We start from the raw sequence: 24653 nt of genomic DNA, 5'->3' as shown, positions 1-24653 counted from the left end.
CGCCGATGGCGTCGGTACCCCGGGATAGGGTGACGGCCGTCAGCACACGCACGGGGCCGGAGTGGATCGTGAGCAGCGGGACGACGGGGCAGACCGGGAACACCACGAGCACCGACGGGCCGGGCGGTGATCCCCGCCCCGGGAGCGGTGCCGCCGCGGACCTCGTCCGTCTCTACGCCCGGCACACACCCGAGACCGACGCGACCGGCGGCGCGGAGCTGCCCGGGCCGGCGACCGTCGTCGACACCCATCTCGCGCTCGGTGCGCACCGCGAACCCGGGCGGGCCGCCGTCCGGGTGACCGCCGCCGGGGGAGACGCGGTGACGGTCGACATCGTCACCGACGACATGCCCTACATCGTCGAGTCGGCGCTCGCCGGGATCGGCCGGGCCGGCGGCACCGCGCGGCGCGTCGTGCACCCGATCCTGGTCGTGCACCGCGCCGCCGACGGCACGCTGACCGGCGTCGACACCGCCGCCGACCCGACCGACCCGACCGAGGGGGCCTCGGTCGAGTCCTGGATGCACGTCGACGTCGTGTCCTCCGGGGACCTCGACCCCGACGCGCTGCACGCCGAGCTGGAGCACACGCTCGCCGCGGTCCGGCAGGTCGTCGACGACACCGCCGCGATGACCCTGCGCGCCCGCGCCCTCGCCGACGACCTCTCCGGAACCGGTGCCGCCACGGCCGCCGACACCGACGAGGACGACGTGCACCCGGCCGAGGTCGCGGACCTGCTGCGCTGGCTCGTCGACGACCACTTCGTGTTCGTCGGCTACCGCCACTACTCCCGGCGCACCGACGGCGGGGGAGACCCGGACGGGCGCCTGCGGCCCGACACCGACACCGGTCTCGGCGTCCTGCGCCCCGGCGACGCCGGCGCGAACGTCTTCCTCCCCGAGGAGACCGGCGCCGCCGACCCCGCGGGCCTGCTCCTGTTCACCCGGGCCAGCGAGCGCAGCCGGGTGCTGCGTGCGGTGCACCCGTACTACGTGGGGGTCCGCACCCGCGACGCCGACGGGACCGTCACCGGTGAGCACCGCTTCCTCGGGATGCTGACCGTCCCGGCCCGGCACGAGTCGGTCCTGGACATCCCGGTCGTCGCCCGCCGCATCCGTGGCGCCATCCGGCGCGCGGGCTTCCCGGCCGACTCCTACTCCGGGCAGCAGATGCTCGAGGTGTTCTCCCAGCTGCCGCGCGCGGAGCTGTTCACCTCGTCGCAGGATCGGCTGCACGACACCGCCGTCGGGGTGCTGGAGGCGGGGGCCCGCCGCGCGGTGCGGCTGTTCGTGCACCCCGACCCGTACCGCCGCTTCCTGTCCTGCCTGGTCTACCTGCCGCGCGACCGCTACACGACCGCGACCCGGCTGAAGATCACCGACATCCTGCGCACCCGGCTCGGCGGCACCGACGTCAGCTACACCGCGCAGGTCGGCGACGTCGAGCTGGCGCTGCTGCACCTGACGATCACCACCGATCCCGGCGCCGAGCCGGTGACGGTGGACCTGGCCGAGCTGCAGGACCACGTCGCCGAGGCGACCCGCACGTGGGACGACCTGCTCGTCGCCGCGCTCGGCGACGCCGGGCCCGCCGCCCGCCCGATGCTGGCCGGGGTCCCCGAGTCCTACAAGGCGACGGTGACCCCGCTGCGCGCCGTCGAGGACCTGCGGCGGCTGATGACGCTGGGGGAGAAGGGCGAGGACGCGTTCGACCTGCGGCTGTACCGCAGCATCGATGGCGACATCCGGTTCGCGCTCTACGTCGGCGACGACCCGGTCACCCTCACCGGTGTGCTGCCGCTGCTGCAGCAGCTCGACGTCGAGGTCGTCGACGAGCGGCCCTACGAGTTCCGCCGCCCCGACGGCCGTCGCTGCTGGCTCTACGACTTCGGGCTCCGGCCCCCGCAGCCCGCCGGAGCCCCCGCGGTCCCGACGGTCACCGTCGAGGACGCCGGACGACGGTTCGAGGAGGCGTTCGCCGCGGCCTGGCGGGGCGACGCCGAGTCCGACCGGTTCTCCGCGCTCGTCCTGCGCGCCGGTCTGCACTGGCGCGAGGCCGCCGTCCTGCGGGCCTACAGCCGCTACACCCGCCAGCTCGGCGGGCTGTTCACCCTCCAGTACACAGCCGGCGTCCTGGTCGCCCACCCGCAGGTCGCGCAGGGTCTGATCACCCTGTTCCGCGCCCGGTTCGACCCGGCCACGGCCGACGCCGACGAGCGCGAGGCCGCCCACCAGCGGGCCCTGGAGAACGTCACCACCCTGATCGACCAGGTCTCCGGTCTCGACGCCGACCGCATCCTGCGGGGCCTGCTGGCCGTCATCGAGGCGACGCTGCGCACCAACTGGTTCCGGGGCCGCCCGTTCTTCTCCTTCAAGCTGGACCCGGCCGCCGTACCGGACATGCCGCTGCCCCGCCCGCGGTTCGAGATCTTCGTGTACTCGCCCGCGGTGGAGGGAGTGCACCTGCGGTTCGGCCCGGTCGCCCGCGGCGGTCTGCGCTTCTCCGACCGCCAGCAGGACTACCGCACCGAGGTGCTCGGCCTGGTCAAGGCCCAGGCGGTGAAGAACGCCGTCATCGTCCCGGTCGGCGCGAAGGGCGGGTTCGTCGTGCGCAGGCCCGGGCCTGCGCCCGAGCACGTCCGCGACTGCTACCGGACCTTCATCTCCGGGCTGCTCGACATCACCGACAACCTGCTGACCCACGCCGACGGCACCACCGAGACGCTGCCGCCCACCGACGTGGTGCGTCACGACGGCGACGACTCCTACCTCGTCGTCGCCGCGGACAAGGGCACCGCCACGTTCTCCGACCTGGCCAACTCCGTCGCCGAGTCCTACGGCTTCTGGCTGGGCGACGCGTTCGCCTCCGGCGGCTCGGTCGGCTACGACCACAAGGCCATGGGCATCACCGCCCGCGGCGCGTGGGAGTCGGTCAAGCGGCACTTCCGCGAGCTGGGTGTCGACACCCAGCGCGAGGAGTTCACCGTCGTCGGCGTCGGCGACATGTCCGGTGACGTGTTCGGCAACGGGATGCTGCTGTCGGAGCACATCCGGCTCGTCGCCGCGTTCGACCACCGGCACGTGTTCGTCGACCCGACCCCGGACGCCGCGACCTCCTACGCCGAGCGTCGCAGGCTCTTCGAGCTGCCGCGCAGCTCGTGGGCCGACTACGACACCTCCCTGATCAGTGCGGGTGGCGGGGTGTGGCCGCGGACGGCGAAGAAGGTGCCGGTCGGGCCGGAGATCCGGGCCGCGCTCGGGCTGGCCGACACGGTCACCGCGCTGTCCCCGCCCGAGCTGATCCACGCGATCCTGCTCGCCCCCGCCGACCTGCTGTGGAACGGCGGCATCGGCACCTACGTCAAGGCGTCCGGCGAGACCGACGGCGAGGTGGGGGACAAGGCCAACGACGCCATCCGGGTCGACGGCCGCGCCCTGCGGGTGCGCGTCGTCGGCGAGGGCGGCAACCTCGGGCTCACCCAGCGCGGGCGGATCGAGTTCGCCCGCCGTGGCGGCCCGGACGGTGCCGGCGGCCGGGTCAACACCGACGCCATCGACAACTCCGCGGGTGTCGACTGCTCCGACCACGAGGTCAACATCAAGATCCTGCTGGACCGTCCGGTCGCGGACGGCTCCCTGGACCGCGACGCCCGCAACGAGCTGCTCGCGTCGATGACCGACGAGGTCTCCGCCCTCGTGCTCGCCGACAACGTCGCGCAGAACGAGGTGCTCGGCGTCGCCCGCGCCCACGCCCCGGACATGGTCGGTGTGCACGCCCGGATGGTCACCGACCTCGCCGGGCGCACCGGGCTCGACCGCACGCTGGAGGTCCTGCCCGACGAGGCGGGGTTCGCGCGCCTGGCCGCCGACGGTCTCGGTCTCACCGGCCCCGAGCTGGCGACGCTGCTCGCCCACACCAAGCTCGACCTGACCCACCGGCTGCTGCAGACCGACCTGCCCGACCTGCCCGCGTTCGCGCCGACGCTGCCCGGCTACTTCCCGCACCCGCTGCGGGAGCGCTTCGAGCACGCCGTGCGCAACCACCCGCTGCGTCGCGAGATCATCGGTACGTCGCTGGTCAACGACATGGTCGACGGTGCCGGGATCAGCTACGCGTTCCGGCTGGGCGAGGAGATCTCCGCGGGTCCCGACGACGTGGTGCGCGCCTACACCGTCACCACCCGCGTGTTCGGGCTGCCCGCGCTGTGGGAGGCCGTCCGCCGGGCCGAGGTCGGAGTCCCGATCGCCGACGCGGTGGTGCTGGAGTCGCGGCGGCTGCTCGACCGGGTGTCGCGCTGGTTCCTGACCAACCGGCCGCAGCCGCTCGCCGTCGGCGCGGAGGTCAACCGGTTCGCCGGCCCCATCGCGGAGCTGCGGGCGCGGCTGCCCGAGCTGCTGCAGGGCCGCGAGCTCGACGCGGTTCAGGAACGTGCCGCGGAGCTGCGCGCCTGCGGGGTGCCCGAGGAGATGGTGGAGTCGGCCGCGCTGTCGCTCTACGCCTACGGGCTGCTCGACGTCGTCGAGCTGGTGGAGCTGTCCGACCGCGAGGCCGAGCCACGGCCCGGCGCCGAGGTGGCCCGCCTGTACTACGCGCTGTCCGAGCACCTCGGCGTCGACCAGGCGCTGACCGCGGTGTCCCGGCTCGACCGCGGGGACCGCTGGCACGCGCTGGCGCGGCTCGCGCTGCGTGACGACCTCTACGGGTCGCTGCGCTCGATCACCCTCGACGCGCTGCGCGAGACCCCGCCCGGCACGGGTGTCGACGACGCGATCGCCGCCTGGGAGCAGGCGAACTCCTCGAAGCTCGCACGCGCCCGCAGCGCGCTGGAGGAGATCGGGGCGTCGGCGTCGCTGGACCTCGCGACCCTGTCGGTGATCTCGCGTCAGCTGCGCGGACTGGCCCGGTAGGAGCTCCCCGTGACCGCCTTCGTCGCCGAGGTCCCACTGCGCTGGACCGACCAGGACGCCTACCGCCACGTCAACCACGCCCGGATCGTCACGCTCGTCGAGGAGGCCCGCGTCGCGCTGGCCTTCACCGCCGCCGGGCGGGAGGGGCTCGCCGGGTTCTCCTCCGGTCTGCTCGTCGCCGGGCTGCACGTGGAGTACAAGCGGCAGCTGCCGTGGCGCCCCGAGCCGCTGCGGTGTGCGATCACCGTGCGGGAGCTGCGGGCCGCGTCGTTCGTCCTCGACTACGCCCTGCACGACGGACCCGGCGCGGACGACCCGGTCGCGGTCACCGCCTGGACCCGGATGGCCCTCTACGACCTCGAGGCGGACCGGGTCCGCCGGCTCACCGTCGACGAGCGGGACTTCCTCGAGCGCCACCGGGGAGACGTGTCGTGACCCTGCGACTGGCGGACGCGACCGAGCGCGACGACCTCGGCGCGTTCACCGCGCGCGTCGCCCGGCTCGACCAGACCGCCGCGATCCGGCTCGCCGCCGGTGCCGGCCGGATCACGGCGTGGGCCCGCACCCCGTTCGACGTCCTCGTGACCCGGTCGGTGGCCGGGGAGCTCGACCCGGCACTGCCGGTCACCGCGCAGGCGTCGACGCTGCTGACGGCGCTGGCCGTCGACCGCTCCGCCGCGGTCGACCCCGGCCCGCCCGCGCCGTGGCTCGACGAGCTCCCGCCCGAGGACGGCTGGTCCCGGGTCGACGACGTCCCCGCCGCGGAGCTCGACGAGCTCGCCGACCGGGGGCTGGCACTGGCCCGGGAGCACGCAGGCCCGATGGGGCCGCCGGCGTCGCTGCTGGACCAGACGGTGCTGACGGTGTCCCCGCCGGACGCGGGCCGCCCGGTGACCGTGCCGATGCGGGTGCTGTTCGCGATGTCCGGGATGGGTTTCCTCGGCTCGGCGCCGCAGGAGACCGACGGGCCGCGGGTACGGGTGTCCGCGTCGGGCTCGTGGATGCGGCTCGACGCCCGGTACGGGGCGGTGGTGAAGCGGCGCGTGGTGTCGCTGCCGCTGTCGGTCGCGCGCTGACGGGCCGGGCCCGCAGCAGGGGCCGGCCCGGGCTCAGGTCAGGTTCAGCACGCTGACCGCGCCGTCGCCGGTGACCCAGCCGGTGCGGCCGTCGGGGGCGACCGCGACGGCGGTCGGGTTCGGGGCGACGTCGGTGGTCCCGGTGACCTGCCAGGACCCGGTGTCGACGGTGACGAGGGCCTGCCGGGTCGCGACGTAGAGGTGGCGGCCGTCGGGGGCGAAGGCCATGCCGGTGGCGCCGCCGTCGACCTGCACGGTCGCGATCTCGCGGCCGTCGGCGGGGTCCAGGACGGTCACGGTGCCGGACTCCGGACCGCCGACCGCGACCACGGTCCGCGGGACCGACGCGGGGCTGACGGCCAGGGACTCCGCGCCGCCACGCACCGGGAAGCTGCCGAGCACGGTGAGGCTGTCCGGGTCGAGGACGGTGAGCTGGTCGGCGCCGCGGGTGGCGAGGTAGACGCGGTCGCCCGCGTCGTTCGTGGCGCTCGCGTAGGGGTCGCGGGACACCGGGACGGTCCGGGTGACGGTGCCCGCGTTCGGGTCGAGCTCCTGCACGGTGGCGTCCGCGCGGGACGGCACGTAGAGGAACCGGCCGTCGGGGGAGACCGCGGCCGCGGCCGGGTCCCCGCCGACGGCAGCGGTCGAGACGACGGTCCGCCCCGGCACGTCGACGACGGCGATCTGCCCGCCGCCCTGGCCGGCGGTGCTGACGTAGGCGCGGGTGCCGTCCGGGGAGGTCACCACCCCCTGCGGTGCGGCCGGGAGCTCGATCTCCCCGGCGACGGCGTCGGACGCGGTGTCGACGACCGCGAGCCGGTTCGCGTCACGGACCGCGACGAGGGCCGTCGAGCCGTCCGGGACGGCCGCGACGGCGACCGGGGCGCCGCCGACGGGCACGGTCGCCCGCACCGTCGGCTGCGCCAGGCTCGCCCCGGCCGCGACCGCATCCGGACGCGGCCCCGTGCCCGGACCGGCGGAGACGGCGGGCCGGGTCGCGTTCGCGCCCGGGCCGGACTGGCTGGGCGACAGCATCGCCCACAGCGTCAGCGCGCCGAGCAGCACGATCGCCAGCGCGATCGCGAGCCCGGCCGCGGACGGGCTGCGACGGCCGTTGCGCGGCTTCGCCGACATGATCGCCTCGCGGCGCGGGGTGACCGGCGGCTTCTCACCGGTCGCCGCCGCGTGGGCGGCGGCCTCCGCGGCCGCGGGCTGGACCGCGGTGCCCGGACCGGTGTCGCTGACCGTGCCGTCCCGGCCGGACGCGGCGCGGGCGGCGGCCACCGAGACGGCCCCGACCGAGGCCGCGGCGGCGGCGTTGCGGCTGGTCGTCGAGGCGTCCGGCCGGTCCGGGCCCGACGGGCCGCCCGTGTCGTCCGTCGCCGGGGCGTCCGGGTGTCCGGTGACCGGGGTGAGGCCCTGCAGCGTGGGCGGCTCGCCGTCGGTGCCGACGGGCCGCAGGACCACGGTGGTCTCGTTCTCGGACGGGGCGTCCGGTCGCGGTGCGGGCCGTCCGTCCGGTCCTCCGGGGCCCGGGCGGTCCGGGGCGGGGGCCCAGGAACGGGCACCGGGGGCGCCGTTCGACGGGTGGGCACCGGTACCGGGCCCGTCCGGGCGGCCACCGGCCCCCGGGGCGCCGGGCCGGTCGGTCGGAGACGAACCGAAGCCCTGCCCACCGGGGCGGTCGACGGGGTACGCCCCTGTTCCCGGTCCGCCGGAGCGGTCGGTCGGGAACGCGCCGGTGCCCGGTCCGCCGGTTCGGTCGGTGGGGTACGCGCCGGTGCCCGGTCCGCCGGGCCGGTCGGTGGGGTACGCCCCCGTGCCCGGTCCGCCGCGCCGCTCGTCCGGGCCGGCGCCGGGGGCGGGGAACGCCCCGGTACGCGCCGGTCCGGAGAACGCAGCGGCTGCGTGGCCCGGGGCCGCGGCCGGCCCGGAGCGCGACGGCGTGTCGCCGTACGACCCCGGCGTCGGGAACGCGCCGTCGCGGGACGGTGCGGCGTCGTCCATGGGCGGACGGCCGGTGTCCCACGCCGGGGCGTCCCGGGCGGAATCCTCACCGGTGGTGTCGTCACGGTGGACGTCGTCGGGGGAGGGCCCGTCGGTGTCGGGCGCGGAGGCCGCGGTGTCGTCGCGGGAACGCCACGGGTCGTCGGCGCGGCCCGGGAGCCGGCCGAAGCCGCCGCCCGAGTCACCGCCGGCGGTGGCGAACAGGTCGTTGCCCGACAGCCCGGCCATCGCCGGACCGGACGGGGCCCCACCCATCGCCGGACGGGGCACCGGACGCTGCTCCGGGCCCGCCGGCGCGGAAGGCCTGCGACCGGGCATCGTCGGACGGTTCCCGGACGGCGGGGTCGAGGGCCGCGCGGGCGGCTGCTCGGTCCGGTCGTCGGAGGAGTCCGCGCTCGGGTAGTGCCCGATCAGTGCGCCGGGCGGCAGGATGTCGGTCTCCGGGCCGTCGGCGCCGCTGCGCGCCGGGCGGGGCGGCCACCGCTTTGTGGTGTGCTGTCCCGCGGTGTCGCGGTCCCCGTCGCCGGAGCCGGTGCCGCCGGACTCCGTGGTGTCCCCGGCCGAGGGCGACGGGGTGGCGTCCTGGTCCGGGGCGGAGCCGGCGGTGGAACGGGTGCCGTCGCCGAGCGGCCGCGGGGTGGGCGCGATCGGCGGGACGACGGTCGGTGCGGGTGCGGTCACCGGGACACCGTCCGGCCCGGGACCGGCATCGGTGCGACGACCGCCCTCCGCCGGAGTGGCGGCGGGGTCGGGCCGGCCCGCACCCGGCCCGGGGCCGGGACGCCCCGTCTGCGCGGGGTCCGGCCCGGGCGCCGACGGGAGGACGCCCGCTGCGTCCGGCCCGGGGGCCGACGGGGCGACGTCCGACGAGCCGGACCGGGGGGCCGCCGGAATCGTGTCCGCCGGGCCGGGCCGGGGTGACGCCGGGCCGCCGTCCGCCGAGTCCGGCCGCGGTGCCGCGGGGGTGGCGTCGGCCGGGCCGGGCGTCGGCGCGGCCGGGGTGCCGCCGGTCGCGGGAGGTGTCGTCCCACCCGGTGTGCCCGGCGCGAACGACGGCGGCGGCGCGAAGCGGTCCGCCGGGGTGTGCAGGGGGTCGAGACCGTCGTCGCCGGGCTCGTCGGGCAGCGGCCCGACGCCCAGCGGGTCGTCGCCGAGGTCGCCGAGATCGGCGTAGTCACCCGCATCCGACGGCGGTTCGGGGGCGGCGGGCCGCGGTCCCGGGGTGGGCCGTGGGGCGGGCGCGGGACCCCGTTCGCGGGACACCAGTTCGGTGAACCCGGTCGGGGTCGGCTCGCGCCGGGCGCCGTCGTCCTCGGACGTGGCCTCCGGCTCCGGGGCCTCGCCCGAGCCGGACCGCATGACCAGGTCGACCAGGGAGCCGGGGACCACCGGCACGCGGCCGGTCCGGATCGCCTCGCCGAGCCCGTCGGGGTTCGGTTCGGGGTCCGGCGGGCCGTCGGCACGCCGGGGGGAGCGGTCGTCGGGGCCCGGGTGACCGGGCGCCGACGTCATGCGTTCTGCGGCGGTCGGGTGCACATAACGATTCGATTATCGCGAGCGTCGTCCCGGGCCCGGACCCCGGGTGGCCCCCCGGCCCGTCCTGGTCGTCCCACCTGCGACGTCCGTCCTGGTCCGGGGCTGGTCACGCCCCGTTCCGAGGTCACCGAACGGGAGGACCCCGATCGAGGTGAGCGAGATCGGCGGGATGCGGCCGACGGTGGTGCCGTCGGGGTCCTCCTCGGCCGGGCGGTGCCCGGGACCGAGGAGCAGGGAACCGGTGGCGGGCACGTCCTCGTCCTCGGCGGGACCACCGGCCTCCGAGCGGGACTCGGTGGCGTCGGCCGACGGCCTGCTGCCGAGCTCCGACACCGAGGCGATCGACCCCTTGTCCGACGACGGCGCCGGGGGCGAGGGCGGCAGGGAGACGGGCGGCAGGGAGACGGGCGCGGGGCCGAACAGGGCGTCGTCGAGGGCGGCCGAGACCGGCTCGCGGTCCAGCTCCTCGGTGAGGGTGCGCTGCACCCGGGCCAGCTCGTCCCGGACGTCGTCGCGCAGCGCGGCGAGCCGCTCGACGTCGCGCACGACCGCCGAGCGCCGCTCCCCGGCGCCCTGCTCGGCGTCGCGCAGCAGTGCGGCGGCCTCGGCGCGCGCGGTGGACAGCGTCTGCTCGGCGTCGGAGCGGGCGTCGGCGAGGATCCGCTCGGCCTCGGTGTGGACGCCGGACAGCCGGTCGGACACGGTGCGCTCCCGCTCGGCGAGGTCGCGCTCGCGGCGGTCGGCGTCGTGCTCGCGGTCGTCGAGGGTGCTGCTGCGGGAGGCGAACTCGCGGTCCAGGGTGGCGGCGCGGCCGAGCAGCGCCTCCTCGGTGCGGGAGCGGCGGTCCTCGGCCTCGCGGCGGGCGCGCTCCACGATCTCCGCGGCCTCGTCGGCCGCACGCTCGCGCAGCTCGGCCGCCTCCTGCTCGGCGGCCTGGAGGACGCGCTCGACGCGTCGGCCGAAGCCGGCCTCCTCGGCGCGGCGCTCCTCACCGGCCCGGGCGGCGGAGTCGTTCTCCAGCTGCTCCTGCAGCCGCCGGACCTGCGCACGGGCCGCGGACAGCGACTGCTCGGCGGCGTCCGCGCGGCGGATCTCGTCGTGGATGCGGTGGTCGAGCTCGGCCAGCCGGGTGTCGACCTCGCCGCGGTCGTAGCCGCGCAGCACGACGGTGAACCAGGAGCCGTCCTCGCCGTCGTGGCGGTCGGGGTGGGCCCCGGAGTCGCCGCCGCGGTGCGTGTGCCGCGACGACCCGTCGACCGGCTCGTGCCGATGCGGACCGGACAGCGAGGGAGAGACGCTCACGATGAACCCCCAAGACGGGTGACTACGAGCCGCCCGACGTGCCGGGGCGGCGTCCCGTCCAACGAGACCGGACGCGTTCGGTCACGTTCAGCACTGGATCAACCCGGAAAGCGACCGAATGCCACTCGAATGGCCGCCGGACGGACGGGCTGACGATCACAGTGTGTGGTAATGCCCCTACTCGGGTCAGAACTCCGAGTTCTGCATGCTCGCCGCGGCGTACTGCAGGTAGTTCCACAGCTGCTCGCGGTGCTCCGGAGAGAGGTTCTCCTCGTCGACGGCGATCCGCATGCAGCGCAGCCAGGCGTCGCGCTCGATCGGGCCGATCCTGAACGGCACGTGCCGCATCCGGAGCCGGGGGTGGCCGCGCTGGTCGGAGTAGGTGCGCGGGCCGCCCCAGTACTGCTCCAGGAACAGCCGCAGGCGGTCCTCGGCCGGGCCGAGATCCTCCTCCGGGTACAGCGGCCGCAACACCTCGTCCCGGGCGACCTCCTCGTAGAACCGGTGGACGATCCGGTGGAAGACCGGGGCGCCACCCACCTCGGCGTAGAAGTTCTGCGGTGCACTCACGCCGACCAGTCTCCCAGGAGTCGTCAGTTCTGCTTCTGCGCCTGGCCGTCGAAGGCCGCGCCGGGGTAGACCATCGGCCGCGGGATGCCGTGGTCGTCGAACGCGTCGGTGATCGCGCCGTTGAGCGCGCGCTGCACCGCCCACTGCCGGCCGGGGCTGACCCGCACGGTGATCCGCAGCGTGACGCCCTCCGGGCCGATCTTGTCGACGCCGAGCACCTCGGGGGCCTCCAGCACGTCACCGGCGATGTCGTCCTGGGAGGCGCGCTCGGTGGCGGTGCTCCCGGCCAGCTCGGTGGCCTCCTCGACGTCGGCGTGGTGCGCGATCGGCAGGTCGACCACCGCGACCGCGTAGCCCTGGCTCATGTTGCCCACGCGCAGGATCTCGCCGTTGCGGACGTACCAGACGGTGCCCTTGATGTCGCGGATCGTGGTGATCCGCAGGCCGACCGCCTCGACGGTGCCGACGGCCTCACCGACGTCGACGACGTCGCCGACGCCGTACTGGTCCTCCAGCAGCATGAACATGCCGGACAGGAAGTCGCGCACCAGGTTCTGCGCACCGAAACCGATGGCGAGCCCGATCACCCCGGCGCCGGCCAGCAACGGGCCCAGCGGGTAGCCGAGCTCGTTCATCACCATCATCACCGCGACGAGCAGCACGACCGCCGAGACGATCGAGCGCAGCACCGAGCCGATCGTGCGTGCCCGCTGCGCCCGTCGCTGCGTACCCGGGTCCGCCGCCGGCGCGACGGCGGCGCCGCCACCCGGACGCAGCCGGCGGGCCCGGCCCACCAGCGCGGTGAACCGGCCGTTGGTGGCGCCGTCGACCATCCGCGCGATCGCCCGGTGCGCCAGCCACCGGAACAGCACCGCGATCACGACGATCACGGTGATCGCCACGGTCCTGCTCACCAGGGTGTCCGCGTGCTGGGCCAGGAAGTCGTTGCTGGTCCAGCGGTAGAGCGTGGCGCACCACGAACCGGCGTCCTGCACGCAGTCCGGCATCAGCGTCACGTTCTGCAGGGGCACGTCGGGCAGCACGACGGGGGTCACGAGTCCTCCTCGGGGGCGGTGAGGGCTGCGTCGGAACCCCCGAGCCTACGTCACCCTCCGGTGTGACGACGGTCGCGCACGTGGTCCGGAGCCGACCGGTGTCCCCGCAGGTCAGGAGCGGTCTCCGGAGGCCCGGCGACGGTCCGCAGCGGCACCACACCGGCCCAGGCGAGACCGGCGGCGACGTCGGCCTCGTCGTCGGACGGCGGCCCGGAGCGGCTCTTCACGCTGGCCTCGGCCAGGTCGAGCGCGAACACCGCGGTGGCGGCCAGCTCGCGGCGGTCCGGGCGGCGGGCGTGGTCCCACGCGCCCGGGGTGAGGTGCTCGACGACCACCCGCAGCGCGTGCAGACGCTCGTCGTCGCCGGTGACGCGGCGGGCGTCGCCGTGCACGACCGCGCTGCGGTAGTTCATCGAGAAGTGCATGAGCGCGCGGGCGTGCACGATGCCGTCGAGGAGGGTCACGGTCACGCAGCACGGCAGCGTGTCCCCGGTCAGGTAGCGGGCCCCGGACGAGCCGTGCAGGTAGAGCGTGTCGCCGTCGCGGCCGTAGGCGGTCGGGAGGACGACGGGTGCGCCGTCGCGGACGAAGCCCAGGTGGGCGACGAGGCCGTCGTCGAGGACCGCGTGCAGGTCGGACCGGTCGACGGCGGCCCGGTCGCGCTTGCGGCCCAGCGTGCTGCGGGTGGTGGGGGAGAGCGTCACCCCCCGAGGATGGCCTCGACAGTGGCATCCTGGAACGGCCACTTCCGGTCGCGGACGAAAGGCCACTGTGCAGGATCTCCCGATCGTCCTCGACCGCGCCGCGGCGACGCCGCTGGCGGTCCAGCTCGCCGACGGTCTCCGCGCCGCGGCCGCGGGCGGGGCACTGCGCCCCGGCGACCGGCTGCCGTCGACCCGGGGGCTCGCGACGACGCTGCGGGTGAGCCGGACCGTCACCGCCGCGGCCTACGACCAGCTGCTCGCCGAGGGCTGGGTCGCCGGCCGGGTCGGCGCGGGGACGTTCGTGACCGCCGTCCCCGGGCCCGCCCCGGCGGGCCCGGCCGCGCCCACCGGACCCCGGCCGCAGGCCGAGCCGTCGGTGCTCGACCCGGGGCGGCCGTGCATCGCCGCGCTGGACCCCGCGATGTGGCGCCGCGCCTGGCGGGCCGCCGCCGATCGGCCCCCGGACGACCGGCCCCGCGCCGACGGGCTTCCCGCGTTCCACGACGCCGTCACCGGCCACCTGCTGCGTCACCGCGGGCTCACCCCGCCCGCGGGCACCGTGCTGGCCACCGCCGGGACCTCCGCCGCCGTCGCCGAGCTGGCCCGGCTGCTGCCTGCGGGGGCCACCGTCGCCGTCGAGGAGCCGGGGTACCCGCGGGCGGTCAGCGCACTGCGGGCCGCCGGGCTGCGGGTCGTCGGCGTGCCCGTGGACGACGACGGCCTGGTCGTCGACGCCGTCCCGGCCGGCTGCGCGGCCGTGTACACCACGCCCGCGCACCAGTTCCCGACCGCGGTGCGCCTGTCCGCCGCCCGCCGGGTCGCCCTGGTCGGGCGTGCCCGCGCCGAGGACTTCCTGGTCGTCGAGGACGACTACGACGGAGAGCTCCGCTACGACGTCGCCCCGCTGCCCCTGCTCGCCGCCCTCGCGCCCGGCCACGTCGTGCACCTGGGAACCGCGAGCAAGATCCTCAGCCCGACGCTGGGGGTCGGCTGGGCGGTCGCGCCGCCCGCCGTCGTCGACGCGTGGCGGGACCTGCGCGCCCGGACCGGCACCCGGCCGTCGCCCGCGGGGCAGCTGGTCCTCACCGGACTCGCCGCACACGGCGACCTGTCCCGGCACCTGCGACGGCTGCGCCGCGAGCTCCGTGAGCGGCGGGCCCTGGTCCTGGACACCGCCCGCACGGCGGGCTGGGCCGCGCACGGGGACCCGGCCGGGGCGCACCTCGTGCTGCGCCCACCCGAGGGGGAGCGGGCCGCGATCGCCGCGGCCGCCCGGCGCGGCGTCGCCGTGCGCGGGCTGGCCGACTACCACCGGGACGGACCCGGCACGTCCGGCCTGGTCGTCGGGTACGCCGCCGGGACCCGGGCCGAGCTGACCGCCGCGCTGGCGGCGCTGGTGGGGTGAGCGGCCCGCCCGGCAGTGCCGAGGGGCCGGGCCGACGCCCGGCTGTGCGACCCGGCGGAGCCGCCGCCTACCCTCGGGCCCCATGAGTGCCGACCGGGTGAAGGTCGCCGTCGTCTTCGGCGGCCGCAGTTCCGAGCACGCGATCTCGTGCGTGTCCGCGGGCAGCGTGCTGACCCACCTCGACCCGGAGCGGTTCGAGGCGGTCCCGGTCGGGATCACCCCGGACGGCGCGTGGGTGGTCGGCCCGTCCGACCCGGCCCGGCTGACGATCTCCGGCCGCGAGCTGCCCGAGGTCGACGGGTCCGCCGAGGCCCTGGTGCTGCCCGGCGAGCCGGGCCGCGGCCTGGTCCGCCTCGACGCACGCGAGGCGCTGACCTCGGTCGACGTGGTCTTCCCGATCCTGCACGGGGCCTTCGGCGAGGACGGCACCATCCAGGGGCTGCTGGAGATGGCCGGGCTGCCCTACGTCGGCGCGGGCGTGCTGGCCTCCGCGGTCGGCATGGACAAGGAGTTCGCGAAGAAGCTGCTGCGCGCCGAGGGTCTGAACGTCGCCGACGGCGTCGTGCTCCGCCCCGGCACCGACATCGGGTTCGCCGACCGCGACCGGCTCGGGCTGCCGCTGTTCGTGAAGCCGGCCCGCGCCGGGTCCTCGATGGGCGTCACCCGGGTCACCGACCCGGCCGCGCTCGACGCCGCCGTCGCCGAGGCCCGCCGGCACGACCCGAAGGTGCTCGTCGAGGCGGCCGTGCCCGGCCGCGAGATCGAGTGCGCGGTGCTGGAGTTCCCCGACGGCAGCGTCCGCGCCAGCCTGCCCGCCGAGCTGCGCTACAACGGCGAGTTCTACGACTTCGAGTCCAAGTACCTCGACACCTCCGAGCTGCAGATCCCCGCCAAGCTCGACGACGAGATCACCGAGTCGCTGCGCTGGAAGGCGATCACCGCGTTCCGCGCGCTCGACGTGCAGGGCCTGGCCCGGGTCGACTTCTTCGTCACCGACGACGGCGACATCACCGTCAACGAGGTCAACACGATGCCCGGGTTCACCCCGAGCTCGGCGTTCCCGAAGATGTGGGCGGTCACCGGGCTCGACTACTCCGAGCTGCTCAGCACCATGGTCGACACCGCGCTGGCCCGCGGGACCGGGCTGCGGTAGCTACCGGACCCGCACCGGCTGCGGCGGAAGGGTGTCGACGACCGCGTCGGACACCGCCTGCAGCGGCCCCGGACCGGTCTCCGCGGGCGCGGACAGCTCCAGGTACACCCCGCGGTCGACGACGGCGTAGGTCGTCGCGAGCGCGCCCTGCGGGGTCGCCAGCGGCAGCCAGCTCACCCCGTTGACGACGATCAGCGGCGAGGTCGGCCCCAGCTCGGCCGGCCGTTCGGTGCCGCAGCGCAGCACCACCGGCTCCGGCTCGGCGACCCACGCCCGCGCGCCGGGGACCGGCGGGTCGATCTCGCGCGGCGTGAGGTCCCCCGTGTCGCCGGGGATGCCCGCCGGCAGCGCGCGCAGCACCGCGTCGCACGACGTCGACGACGCCTGCGGTGCGGCCCGCGCGGGAAGCTCCAGGGGGCCGGTGTCCGGCCCTGTCGTCAGGCGGGCCCAGACCGCGAGCCCCGCCACGACGAGGGCGAGCAGCAGGGGCAGCGCGATCGCCACCGCGACCGGTGGTGACACGCGTGCCCCTGCCACGTCCGCGCCCGTCTCAGCTCAGCTTGACCACGGGGCAGGTGAGCGTCCGGGTGATCCCGTTGACGTTCTGCACCCGGGCCACGACCAGTCGGCCGAGCTCGTCGACGTCGTCCGCCTCGGCGCGCACGATCACGTCGTACGGGCCGGTGACGTCCTCGGCCGAGACCACGCCCGGCAGACCCCCGATCTCGGAGGCGACGGAGGCGGCCTTGCCGACCTCGGTCTGGACGAGGATGTATGCCTGCACCACGGCGTGCCCCTTTCCGGTAACTGCCGACCTGCCGGATGGTTGACGGCAGGAATGTCGGACGCAGAACCTACCGGAGGCCGCCCCCGTGTCCCCATCCGCGATCACGCCCGAGGGCGGTTCCGAGACCGGTGTCTCACTCCGGGAGGTCGGTGAGTTCGCACTGATCGACCGGGTCACCACGGACCGTGTCCAACCGGCTACGACGGAGCTCGGTCCCGGGGACGACTCGGCCGTCGTCACCGCCGCCGACGGGCGGGTCGTCGCCTGCACCGACGTGCTCGTCGAGGGTGTGCACTTCCGGCTCGACTGGTCGAGCCCCGAGCAGGTCGGACGCAAGGCCGCGGCCGCGAACCTCGCCGACATCGCCGCGATGGGGGCGGTGCCCACGTCGCTGCTGGTGGGGCTGGCGTGCCCCTCGTCGACACCCGCGGCGCACCTCGAGCAGCTGGCCGACGGGCTGTGGGCCGAGGCCCGCTCGACCGGGGCCGGGCTCGTCGGGGGCGACCTGACCTCGGCGCCGGTGATCGTCGTCTCGGTGACGGCGCTGGGGGACCTGCAGGGCCGGGCCCCGGTGCTGCGCTCCGGAGCCCGGGCGGGGGACCGGGTCGCGGTCTGCGGGCGGCTGGGCTGGTCCGCGGCCGGGCTGGCGGTGCTCGGGCGCGGGTTCCGTTCCCCGGCGGCGCTGGTCGACGCGCACCGGGTCCCGGAACCGCCCTACTCCGCGGGTCCGCAGGCCGCCGACGCCGGAGCCACGTCCATGATCGACGTCTCGGACGGCCTGCTGGCCGACCTGGCACACGTCGCGCGGGCCTCGGGGGTGGCGGTGCGGCTGCGGTCGCGGGCGTTCACGGTGGCCTCGCGGATGGCGGAGATCGCGTCCGCGCTGGGCCTGGACCCGCTGCGCTGGATCCTGACCGGTGGTGAGGACCATGCGCTGGCGGCGACCTTCCCCGGGGACGTGCCGCTGCCCCAGGGCTGGACCGAGGTGGGGGCGGTGGAGGCACCCGACGAAGCGGGCCCGGGGGTCACCGTCGACGGCCGTCCCTACGACGGCGACGGCGGCTGGGTCCACTTCGCGAAATACTGATTCCACATCGTGCTTGCGCGGCGCCGGGACGGGTGACATCGTGCCCTCACGATCGGGCGATTCGGACATGTGTCGCGAATCGCCCCCACCGGAGGGGTGTCACCGTGGACAACCTGGGCGTACTCAGCCTGCTCGCTCTCACCCCCATCCTCGTCGTCGCGGTCCTGCTGGTCGGGCTGCGCTGGCCCGCGAAGTACGCGATGCCGCTCGGCTTCGTCGCGGCGGCCCTGATCGGGTCGCTGGTCTGGGGGATGGGCACCACCGCGATCGTCGCGTCGACGATCGAGGGCCTGATCATCGCGGTCGGCCTGCTCTACATCATCTTCGGTGCGCTGCTGCTGCTGCAGACGCTCACCCAGAGCGGCGCGCTCGCGACCATCCGCGCCGGGTTCACCGGCATCAGCCCGGACCGGCGGGTCCAGGCGATCATCATCGGCTGGCTGTTCGGGTCGTTCATCGAGGGTGCGTCGGGGTTCGGGACCCCGGCGGCCGTCGTCGCGCCGTTGTTGCTGGCGCTCGGCTTCCCGGCGCTGGCCGCGGTGCTGGTCGGCATGGTGATCCAGTCGACGCCGGTCAGCTTCGGCGCCGCCGGGACGCCCGTGCTCACCGGCATCGGGCAGGGGCTGTCCGGGTCGGCCGAGGTCGACGCGCGCACCGCCGCGCTCGGCCTGGACGCGACCGGCTACCTGTCCGCGATCGGGTTGGAGGTCGCAGCGCTGCACGCCGTCGCCGGGACGCTCGTCCCACTGTTCCTGGTGTGCCTGCTGACCCGCTTCTTCGGGGAGAACCGCAGCTTCGCCGAGGGCCTCGCGGTCGCCCCGTTCGCGCTCTACGCCGCGTTCGCGATGACCGTGCCCTACGTGCTCGTCGCCGCGCTGCTCGGGCCCGAGTTCCCGTCGCTGCTCGGCGGGCTCGTCGGGCTGGCGTTGGTGATGTTCACCTCCAGTCGCGGCTTCCTCATGCCGCGCACGGTGTGGGACTTCCCGCCACGCGAGCGGTGGCTCGACCGCTGGACCGGCACCATCTCCGCGGGTGCCGACGACGGCGTCACCGGCACCCGGATGAGCACCTGGCTGGCCTGGTCGCCCTACGTGCTCGTCGCGGCGGTGCTGGTGCTGACCCGGACCGTCGCGCCGGTGAAGGAGGCGCTGTCGGGAATCACCGTCGGACCCGCGGACATCCTCGGGACCGGCATCGACGAGACGCTGCAGCCGCTCTACTCGCCGGGCGCGGTGTTCCTGCTGGTCTGCCTGGTCACCTACGCCCTGCACCGGATGAACGGCCGCCAGGTCGCGACGTCATGGGCCGTGTCGGGACGCCAGCTCGCCGGGGCCGCGGTCGCGCTGCTGTTCGCGCTGCCGCTGGTCCGCATCCTGATCAACTCCGGCGCCGAGCTGAACACGACCGGGTTGGCCTCGATGCCGCTGACGCTGGCCGAGGGGGCCGCGGCCGTCGCCGGGCCGGCCTGGCCGGTCCTGGCACCGTGGATCGGCGCCCTGGGGGCCTTCGTCGCCGGGTCGAACACGGTGTCCAACCTGACGTTCGCCCTGTTCCAGTTCGCGACCGCGGAGAACATCGGCGCCACCCCGGAGACGGTGGTCGCGGCCCAGGCGGTCGGCGGCGCCGCCGGGAACATGATCACGGTGCACAACGTCGTCGCCGCGTCGGCGACGGTGGGGCTGCTCGGCCGGGAGGGCGACGTGATCCGGATGACGATCATCCCGATGACGTACTACTGCCTGCTGTCGGGCGGGCTGGCGTTCGTGCTGATCCACGGCGTCGGACTCAACACCGGTACGGTGCTGCTCACCCTGGTGCTGCTGACACTGGCCGCGATCGTGGTGGGCCTGCGGCGGGCGGCGGCCCGGCTGCCGGCCTGACCCGGGGACGACGACGGCCCGGTCCCCATCGCGGTGGGGACCGGGCCGTCGTCGTGTGGATCAGGAGCCGCGGCGCCAGAACAGCAGCACCCGGCGCAGCCGGCTCCGCAGGGTCGGATGACCGGGCACCGACCGCTGCGGGGCCGGGAACTGCCGGAACTCCGCGGGCGGCGGGGTCAGGTGGGCCGCCGGGAGGGTGGGCGGGTCCATCGCGACCAGGGTCTGCGGGAAGTGGCGCGCATCGGGCGACGGGGTCTTCTCGGGGTGCACGGTCGTCTCCTCCACGGCCGGTCCATCGCTCACGGTGGTCGGATCGTTACCGACGGCCTGCTGCATCTCCGGCCTCCTCACGGTCTCGGGCGGGGCGCATCGCCGGGACCCGTACCCGCCGGGGCCGGGGTCCATCCGCGCGTACCGCATCCGTGACGGGCCGCCGCGGGCCCGGGGAGGGGAGCGCGGGGCGGCGGTGCCTGCACACCCAGGGTACCGACGTGACGTGCTCCGGAGACGTGTGCGGTGGCTCACCCGGCACGCCGTCGGAGCCCCGGGTGCTCGCTACGGTGAGTGCCGAGCAGGTGGGACGGGTGGACGGAGCGGACGTGTCGGGGCTGGCGGCGGTGGTGGCGTGGGCCGCCCTGGCGGGGTGGATCGCCGCCGGTGTGCTGCTCGTGCTGGCCCACCGGCGGCTGGAGCGGCTCGAGCGGGAGCACACCGCCCGCAAGTGGGACATCGTCGCGCTGCGTGCGGAGCTGCGGGCGTTGCACCGGCGGCCGGACGAGCCGTCCGGCCCCGCCGCGTCCACCGATGCCGGCCCGTCCCTGCCGCGGCGCCCCGGAGGTGACCCCGGGGCCCCCGGCCCGGCCGGCGGGACGCCCGGACGTACCCGGCCGGCCGGCGCCACGGCATGGCGCCGGTCGCACCGGCGCCCGGTGGGCCGTGCCCGGCGGCGCCCCTCCTGACCGGGGCAGGGGTCAGCGCCGCGGCACCGCCGCCCCCCGGATGCTCGCGTCCAGCAGCTGCACCGGGTGCAGCAGCGGAACGTCGGCGAAGTCCTCGTTCGGCAGGTACTTGCCGATCTGCAGCAGGCAGCCCGGGTTCGCGGTGACCACGACGTCCGGCTTCGCGTCGCGGATCTTCTCCGCCTTCCGCACGCCCAGGTCGGCGGCCGCGTCCGGCTTCACCATGTTGTAGATGCCTGCCGAGCCGCAGCACAGCGACGCCTCGGCGATGTCGACGAGCTCCAGTTCGGGGATCGTCCGGAGCACCTCGCGCGGCTGGTTGCGGACGCCCTGGGCGTGCCCGAGGTGGCAGGCGTCGTGGTAGGCGACGCGGCCGGTGACCGGGGTCCGCGGGGCGCGGGGGCCGCCGTCGTCCTCCCGGGAGTACAGCTCGGCCAGGACCTCGTGCACGTCGCGGCAGCGGGCGGAGAAGCGTGCCGCGCGATCGGCCCAGGCGGGGTCGTCGGCGAGCAGGTGGCCGTAGTCCTTCATCGACGAGCCGCAGCCCGCGACGTTGGTGACCACCGCGTCGACGTCGAGGGTCTCGAAGCGGGCGATGGTGCGCCGGGCCCGGTCCAGCGCGGACTCCTCGCGCCCGGCGTGCACCTCCAGCGCGCCGCAGCACTGCTGGTCGCGGGGGACGAGCACGTCGCAGCCCTCGGCGGCGAGCACCCGCACGGTGGCCTCGTTGACCCGGTGGAAGAACACGTCCTGCACGCAGCCGGTGAGCAGCGCGACCCGGGCCCGGCGGGTGCCGACCGCGGGGGTGTGCACCGGGAGCGTCGCGAACGCCTCGCGCACCGAGACCGGCGGCAGCAGCGACTCCATCGCCGCGAGCTGACCGGGCAGCTTCTCGGCGAGCTTCCGGATCGCGGGGACCTTCCGCAGCTGCTGGTACAGCGCGCCGGGCAGGGCGGCCGCCCGCAGCCGTCGCTTGTAGGGGAACAGCGCGAAGATCGCGTCGCGGAACAGCTTGTCCGAGGCGCTGCGGGGCACGTTGCGCTCGATCTGCGGGCGCACCGACTCCAGCAGCTTGTCGTACTGCACCCCGGACGGGCAGGCGGTCACGCACGCCATGCAGCCCAGGCAGTTGTCCATGTGCTCGGTGAACGGCCCGTCGAGGCCGATGTCGCCCTTCTCGGCCAGGTCCATCAGCAGGATCCGGCCGCGCGGGGAGTCCATCTCCTCGCCCCACAGCACGTAGGTGGGGCAGGTCGGCAGGCAGAAGCCGCAGTGGACGCAGTCGTCGAGCAGCTCGCGCTGCGGCGGGTGGACGTCGTCGAACGCGCTCGGGCCCTGCTGGGGGATCTTGGTCTCGGCCGCCCCGGTCGGGGTGCCTGCGGGCTCGTGGGTGCTCGTCATGCGTGCCTCACATCCAGGGGGCGAAGCGGCCGGCGGCGAACCGGGCCTCGGGGTCGAGCTGCGTCTTCACGGCCCTGAGCAGGGCGAGAGCGGACGGTGCGGGGCCCCACGCGGGGGCGTCGAGGGCCTCGGGCCGGTCACGCAGCACGCTGGTGCCACCGACCGCGGCGACGGCGTCGTGCACCTCCGCGACGGCGGCCCCCGGCACGGTGACGGTCGCGACGCCGGTCGCGAGGCCGGCCGTGACGGCGGTGGCGGGCAGCTGCTCCACCAGCGGCGCCAGCCGGGTCGGTGCGCACCCGATCCGGACGACGGCGCCGTCGAGGGCGGGCCCGTCGCCGTCACCGCCGGCGTGCGGGCCGTCGGTCAGCGACGTGTGGGCGTCCCATGCGTCCGCGCCCACCTCCCGGGCGTCGGCGCCGAGCAGCTCACGCAGCCGTTCCACCCGTGCGGGCAGGGTCCGGGCGCCGCCCTCCAACCGGACCAGCAGGCGTCCCGGGTCACCGGAGACCCACTCGACGGCGATCGGCTCCAGCGGGCTGGCCATCAGCTCCAGCACCCGCGACGCGGCCTCGGCCACCGGGCCGTCGACGCCCACGCAGGCGACGGCCTTCGGGACCGGGTGCAGCCGCAGGACGACCTCGACCAGCGGGCCGAAGGTGCCGTAGGAGCCGTGCATCAGCTTGGCCATGTCGTAGCCGGCGACGTTCTTGATGACGTGCCCGCCGGAGCGGACCATCGTGCCGTCGGCGAGTACCGAGGTGGTGCCGATGACCAGGTCCCGCAGACCGCCCCAGACCAGGGCGGACGGGCCGGCGTCGGCGGTGGCGAGGAGCCCGCCGACCGTGGCGCCGCGGGCGACCCGGGCGGCGTCGAACGCGAGGCGCTGACCGTGCTCGGCCAGCTGCTCCTGCAGCGCGCGGACCGGGGTCCCGGCGTGCACCGAGACGGTCATGTCGCCGGGGTTGTGGTGGATCACCCCGGACAGCGCGGAGAGGTCGAGCGTCGCGGCGACGTCGTCGGCCGCGCGGCCGGCCCAGCCGGTGGCGGTGCCGGCGCCGGTGATCGCGAGGCGGCCGGGGGTGTCCAGGACGGCGTCCCGGACCTCCTTCGCCGAGGTGGGGCGCAGCGTGGTGGGAGCAGCGCGTGTCATGTCGTCGGGCCCTTCCGGGTCTCGTACGGGTCGGTCGGACAGGTCGGCCGGACGGGTCACAGCCGTTCGATCAGGCCCGCCTCCTCCAGCGGGTGCGGCCGGTAGAGCCCCGGCTTCTCCCCGCACAGCCGCGGGGTGGGCAGGAGCTTGCCGGGGTTGCAGATGTGGTCGGGGTCGAAGCCGTCGCGGATGCGGCGCATGACGGCCAGGTCGTCCTCGCCGAACATCCGCGGCATGGAGCAGGCCTTGTCGGTGCCGATGCCGTGCTCGCCCGACAGCGAGCCGCCCATCTCGACGCACAGCTCCGCGATCTGTGCCGACAGGTGCTCGGCCTGCTCGGTCTGGCCCTCGGCGGCGGAGAACAGGACCAGCGGGTGCAGGTTGCCGTCGCCGGCGTGGAAGACGTTCGCGACGCGCAGCCCGGCGTCGGTGCCCATCTCGTCGATCCGTTCGAGGATCTCGGCGAGCCGGGTCCGGGGGACCACGCCGTCCTGGACGATGTAGTCCGGCGAGATCCGGCCGACCGCGGCGAACGCGGCCTTGCGGCCTCGCCAGATGTTCGCCCGCTCCTCGGGGGAGCCCGCGATGTGCAGCCGGGTGCAGCCGTGCCGGTCGCAGATCTCCTTGACCAGCGCGAACTGCTCCTCGCACTCCTCGACGGTCCCGTCCAGCTCGACGACGAGTGCGGCCGGGGTGTCGAGGGAGTAGCCGGCCCCGGTGGCGCCCTCGGCGGCCTCGATGGCCAGCGCGTCCATCATCTCGACCGCGGCGGGCACGATCCCGGCCGCGACGATGTCGGAGACGACCTGCCCGCCCGCCGACACCGACGGGAAGTCCGCCAGCAGCGTGCGCATGACCTCGGGGGTGCGCAGCAGCCGGACGGCGACCTTCGTGACGATGCCGAGCGTTCCCTCGGAGCCGAGGAACACCCCGCGCAGGTCGGGCCCGGACTGCTCCATCGTGTCCGAGCCGAGGGTGACCACCTCGCCGTCGGGGAGCACGACCTCCATCGACAGCACGTGGTTGGTGGTGAAGCCGTACTTGAGGCAGTGCGCGCCGCCGGAGTTCTCCGCGACGTTGCCGCCGATCGTGCACACCTGCTGGCTCGACGGGTCCGGGGCGTAGTAGAGCCCGTACGGCGACGCGGCCGCGGTGATCTCGAGGTTCGTGACGCCCGGCTCCAGCACCGCGCGCCGGTTCTCCGGGTCGACCTCGAGCACCCGGTTGAGCCGGTTCAGCCCGATGACGACGCCCTCGGCCACCGGCAGCGCGCCGCCGGACAGGCCGGTCCCGGCGCCGCGGGCGACGAACGGGATCCGGTGCCGGGCGCAGATCCGCACGCACCCGGCGACGTCCTCGGCGGTGCGGGGCAGCAGGACCAGCTCGGGGACGACCCGGCTGCCGGTCAGGCCGTCGCACTCGTAGGTGCGGGTACGGACCGGATCGTCGAGCACGTCCGCCGCGCCCAGGAGGGCGACGAACTCGTCGTGGATCGAGCGGGCCAGAGGCATCGCTGCACTCCCTTGCTGCGCGTGGCGGGGCTCACGGGAGGGTACGTCGACACGGTGACGCCACGCCTGTTCGACGTCGCGGTCAGGGTCCGTGTCACTTCCGTGATGCGGAAAAGATAATCCACTGGTAGAAATACGACCAGTTCTGACATCCACACGG

The 24653-nt window shown here is 75.5% G+C and carries 19 protein-coding genes; 8 read left to right on the top strand and 11 right to left on the bottom strand.

Annotation, left to right across the window (positions count from 1 at the left end; translation table 11 throughout):
• The first annotated feature begins 5 nt into the window (after positions 1–5).
• The 3 genes from ND486_RS15630 to ND486_RS15620 are packed head-to-tail and all read left to right on the top strand — an operon-like array spanning position 6 to position 5983.
• Positions 6–4907: an NAD-glutamate dehydrogenase gene (locus tag ND486_RS15630; protein ID WP_285898659.1), complete on the top strand. Its 4902-nt coding sequence runs from the start codon at positions 6–8 to the stop codon at positions 4905–4907.
• Positions 4908–4916: 9 nt separating this feature from the next.
• Positions 4917–5342, top strand: a complete 426-nt coding sequence (locus ND486_RS15625) for an acyl-CoA thioesterase (RefSeq protein ID WP_251784891.1) — start codon at positions 4917–4919, stop codon at positions 5340–5342.
• Entirely contained in the window at positions 5339–5983 is a 645-nt protein-coding gene (locus ND486_RS15620) for a hypothetical protein (protein WP_251784890.1), read from the top strand. The genes ND486_RS15625 and ND486_RS15620 overlap by 4 nt, the downstream gene beginning before the upstream one ends.
• A gap of 33 nt (positions 5984–6016) precedes the next feature.
• On the opposite strand, the gene ND486_RS15615 is transcribed toward ND486_RS15620, so the two are convergent.
• The 5 genes from ND486_RS15615 to ND486_RS15595 form a co-directional block, all read right to left on the bottom strand.
• Positions 6017–9502 (bottom strand): hypothetical protein, encoded by a 3486-nt coding sequence (locus ND486_RS15615; protein WP_251784889.1) that lies wholly within the window; start codon positions 9500–9502, stop codon positions 6017–6019.
• Positions 9503–9538: 36 nt separating this feature from the next.
• Positions 9539–10828 carry a hypothetical protein gene (locus tag ND486_RS15610; protein WP_251784888.1) on the bottom strand — a complete coding sequence of 430 codons (1290 nt, stop codon included), beginning with the start codon at positions 10826–10828 and terminating at the stop codon, positions 9539–9541.
• 186 nt (positions 10829–11014) lie between these two features.
• Positions 11015–11398 (bottom strand): globin, encoded by a 384-nt coding sequence (locus tag ND486_RS15605; RefSeq protein ID WP_251784887.1) that lies wholly within the window; start codon positions 11396–11398, stop codon positions 11015–11017.
• A 23-nt stretch (positions 11399–11421) separates the two neighbouring features.
• The gene (locus ND486_RS15600; RefSeq protein WP_224403241.1) at positions 11422–12453 is read right to left on the bottom strand and encodes a mechanosensitive ion channel family protein; all 1032 of its coding nucleotides are present in this window, start codon (positions 12451–12453) and stop codon (positions 11422–11424) included.
• Positions 12454–12503: 50 nt separating this feature from the next.
• Positions 12504–13157, bottom strand: coding sequence for a pyridoxamine 5'-phosphate oxidase family protein (locus tag ND486_RS15595; RefSeq protein WP_251784886.1), 654 nt, complete (start codon positions 13155–13157; stop codon positions 12504–12506).
• A gap of 67 nt (positions 13158–13224) precedes the next feature.
• Here ND486_RS15595 and ND486_RS15590 point away from each other — a divergent pair, with 67 nt between their 5' ends.
• Both ND486_RS15590 and ND486_RS15585 read left to right on the top strand, forming a co-directional pair.
• Positions 13225–14562 (top strand): PLP-dependent aminotransferase family protein, encoded by a 1338-nt coding sequence (locus tag ND486_RS15590; protein WP_251784885.1) that lies wholly within the window; start codon positions 13225–13227, stop codon positions 14560–14562.
• Between the two features lie 82 nt (positions 14563–14644).
• Positions 14645–15715: a D-alanine--D-alanine ligase family protein gene (locus tag ND486_RS15585; RefSeq protein ID WP_251784884.1), complete on the top strand. Its 1071-nt coding sequence runs from the start codon at positions 14645–14647 to the stop codon at positions 15713–15715.
• Here ND486_RS15585 and ND486_RS15580 read toward each other — a convergent pair whose 3' ends face one another.
• Positions 15716–16237, bottom strand: coding sequence for a DUF3515 domain-containing protein (locus tag ND486_RS15580; protein ID WP_208826755.1), 522 nt, complete (start codon positions 16235–16237; stop codon positions 15716–15718). It lies immediately after the preceding gene.
• Between the two features lie 28 nt (positions 16238–16265).
• The gene (locus ND486_RS15575) at positions 16266–16502 is read right to left on the bottom strand and encodes an Lrp/AsnC family transcriptional regulator (RefSeq protein ID WP_020627802.1); all 237 of its coding nucleotides are present in this window, start codon (positions 16500–16502) and stop codon (positions 16266–16268) included.
• A 100-nt stretch (positions 16503–16602) separates the two neighbouring features.
• Here ND486_RS15575 and ND486_RS15570 point away from each other — a divergent pair, with 100 nt between their 5' ends.
• Together ND486_RS15570 and ND486_RS15565 are read left to right on the top strand one after the other, a co-directional pair.
• Positions 16603–17589, top strand: coding sequence for a thiamine-phosphate kinase (locus ND486_RS15570; RefSeq protein ID WP_251784917.1), 987 nt, complete (start codon positions 16603–16605; stop codon positions 17587–17589).
• A gap of 104 nt (positions 17590–17693) precedes the next feature.
• Positions 17694–19469 (top strand): L-lactate permease, encoded by a 1776-nt coding sequence (locus ND486_RS15565; RefSeq protein WP_251784883.1) that lies wholly within the window; start codon positions 17694–17696, stop codon positions 19467–19469.
• A 60-nt stretch (positions 19470–19529) separates the two neighbouring features.
• Here the strand turns inward: ND486_RS15565 and ND486_RS15560 are convergent, their stop codons facing one another.
• The gene (locus tag ND486_RS15560) at positions 19530–19772 is read right to left on the bottom strand and encodes a hypothetical protein (protein WP_224403238.1); all 243 of its coding nucleotides are present in this window, start codon (positions 19770–19772) and stop codon (positions 19530–19532) included.
• Positions 19773–20053: 281 nt separating this feature from the next.
• Between ND486_RS15560 and ND486_RS15555 the strand changes: the two genes are divergently transcribed.
• Positions 20054–20428 carry a hypothetical protein gene (locus ND486_RS15555; RefSeq protein ID WP_251784882.1) on the top strand — a complete coding sequence of 125 codons (375 nt, stop codon included), beginning with the start codon at positions 20054–20056 and terminating at the stop codon, positions 20426–20428.
• Positions 20429–20440: 12 nt separating this feature from the next.
• Here ND486_RS15555 and ND486_RS15550 read toward each other — a convergent pair whose 3' ends face one another.
• From ND486_RS15550 to ND486_RS15540, 3 genes are read right to left on the bottom strand one after another with little or no spacing between them, the layout of a single operon-like run.
• Positions 20441–21829, bottom strand: a complete 1389-nt coding sequence (locus ND486_RS15550; RefSeq protein ID WP_224403237.1) for a (Fe-S)-binding protein — start codon at positions 21827–21829, stop codon at positions 20441–20443.
• Between the two features lie 7 nt (positions 21830–21836).
• Positions 21837–22982: an FAD-binding oxidoreductase gene (locus tag ND486_RS15545; RefSeq protein WP_251784881.1), complete on the bottom strand. Its 1146-nt coding sequence runs from the start codon at positions 22980–22982 to the stop codon at positions 21837–21839.
• Positions 22983–23038: 56 nt separating this feature from the next.
• Positions 23039–24493, bottom strand: a complete 1455-nt coding sequence (locus ND486_RS15540; RefSeq protein ID WP_251784880.1) for an FAD-binding oxidoreductase — start codon at positions 24491–24493, stop codon at positions 23039–23041.
• Positions 24494–24653: the final 160 nt, after the last annotated feature.

The organism is Pseudonocardia sp. DR1-2 (genome assembly GCF_023717215.1).
Lineage (GTDB): Bacteria > Actinomycetota > Actinomycetes > Mycobacteriales > Pseudonocardiaceae > Pseudonocardia > Pseudonocardia alni.
Note: the sequence above shows the minus strand (reverse complement) of the source record. Positions and strands in the feature narration are given on the sequence as shown.

Coding starts and splice junctions, on each gene's coding strand:
- ND486_RS15630 (WP_285898659.1), top strand. CDS start 6: ATGGCGTCGGTACCCCGGGATAGGGTGACGGCCGTCAGCACACGCACG.
- ND486_RS15615 (WP_251784889.1), bottom strand. CDS start 9,502: ATGACGTCGGCGCCCGGTCACCCGGGCCCCGACGACCGCTCCCCCCGG.
- ND486_RS15585 (WP_251784884.1), top strand. CDS start 14,645: ATGAGTGCCGACCGGGTGAAGGTCGCCGTCGTCTTCGGCGGCCGCAGT.
- ND486_RS15550 (WP_224403237.1), bottom strand. CDS start 21,829: ATGACGAGCACCCACGAGCCCGCAGGCACCCCGACCGGGGCGGCCGAG.
- ND486_RS15545 (WP_251784881.1), bottom strand. CDS start 22,982: ATGACACGCGCTGCTCCCACCACGCTGCGCCCCACCTCGGCGAAGGAG.
- ND486_RS15540 (WP_251784880.1), bottom strand. CDS start 24,493: ATGCCTCTGGCCCGCTCGATCCACGACGAGTTCGTCGCCCTCCTGGGC.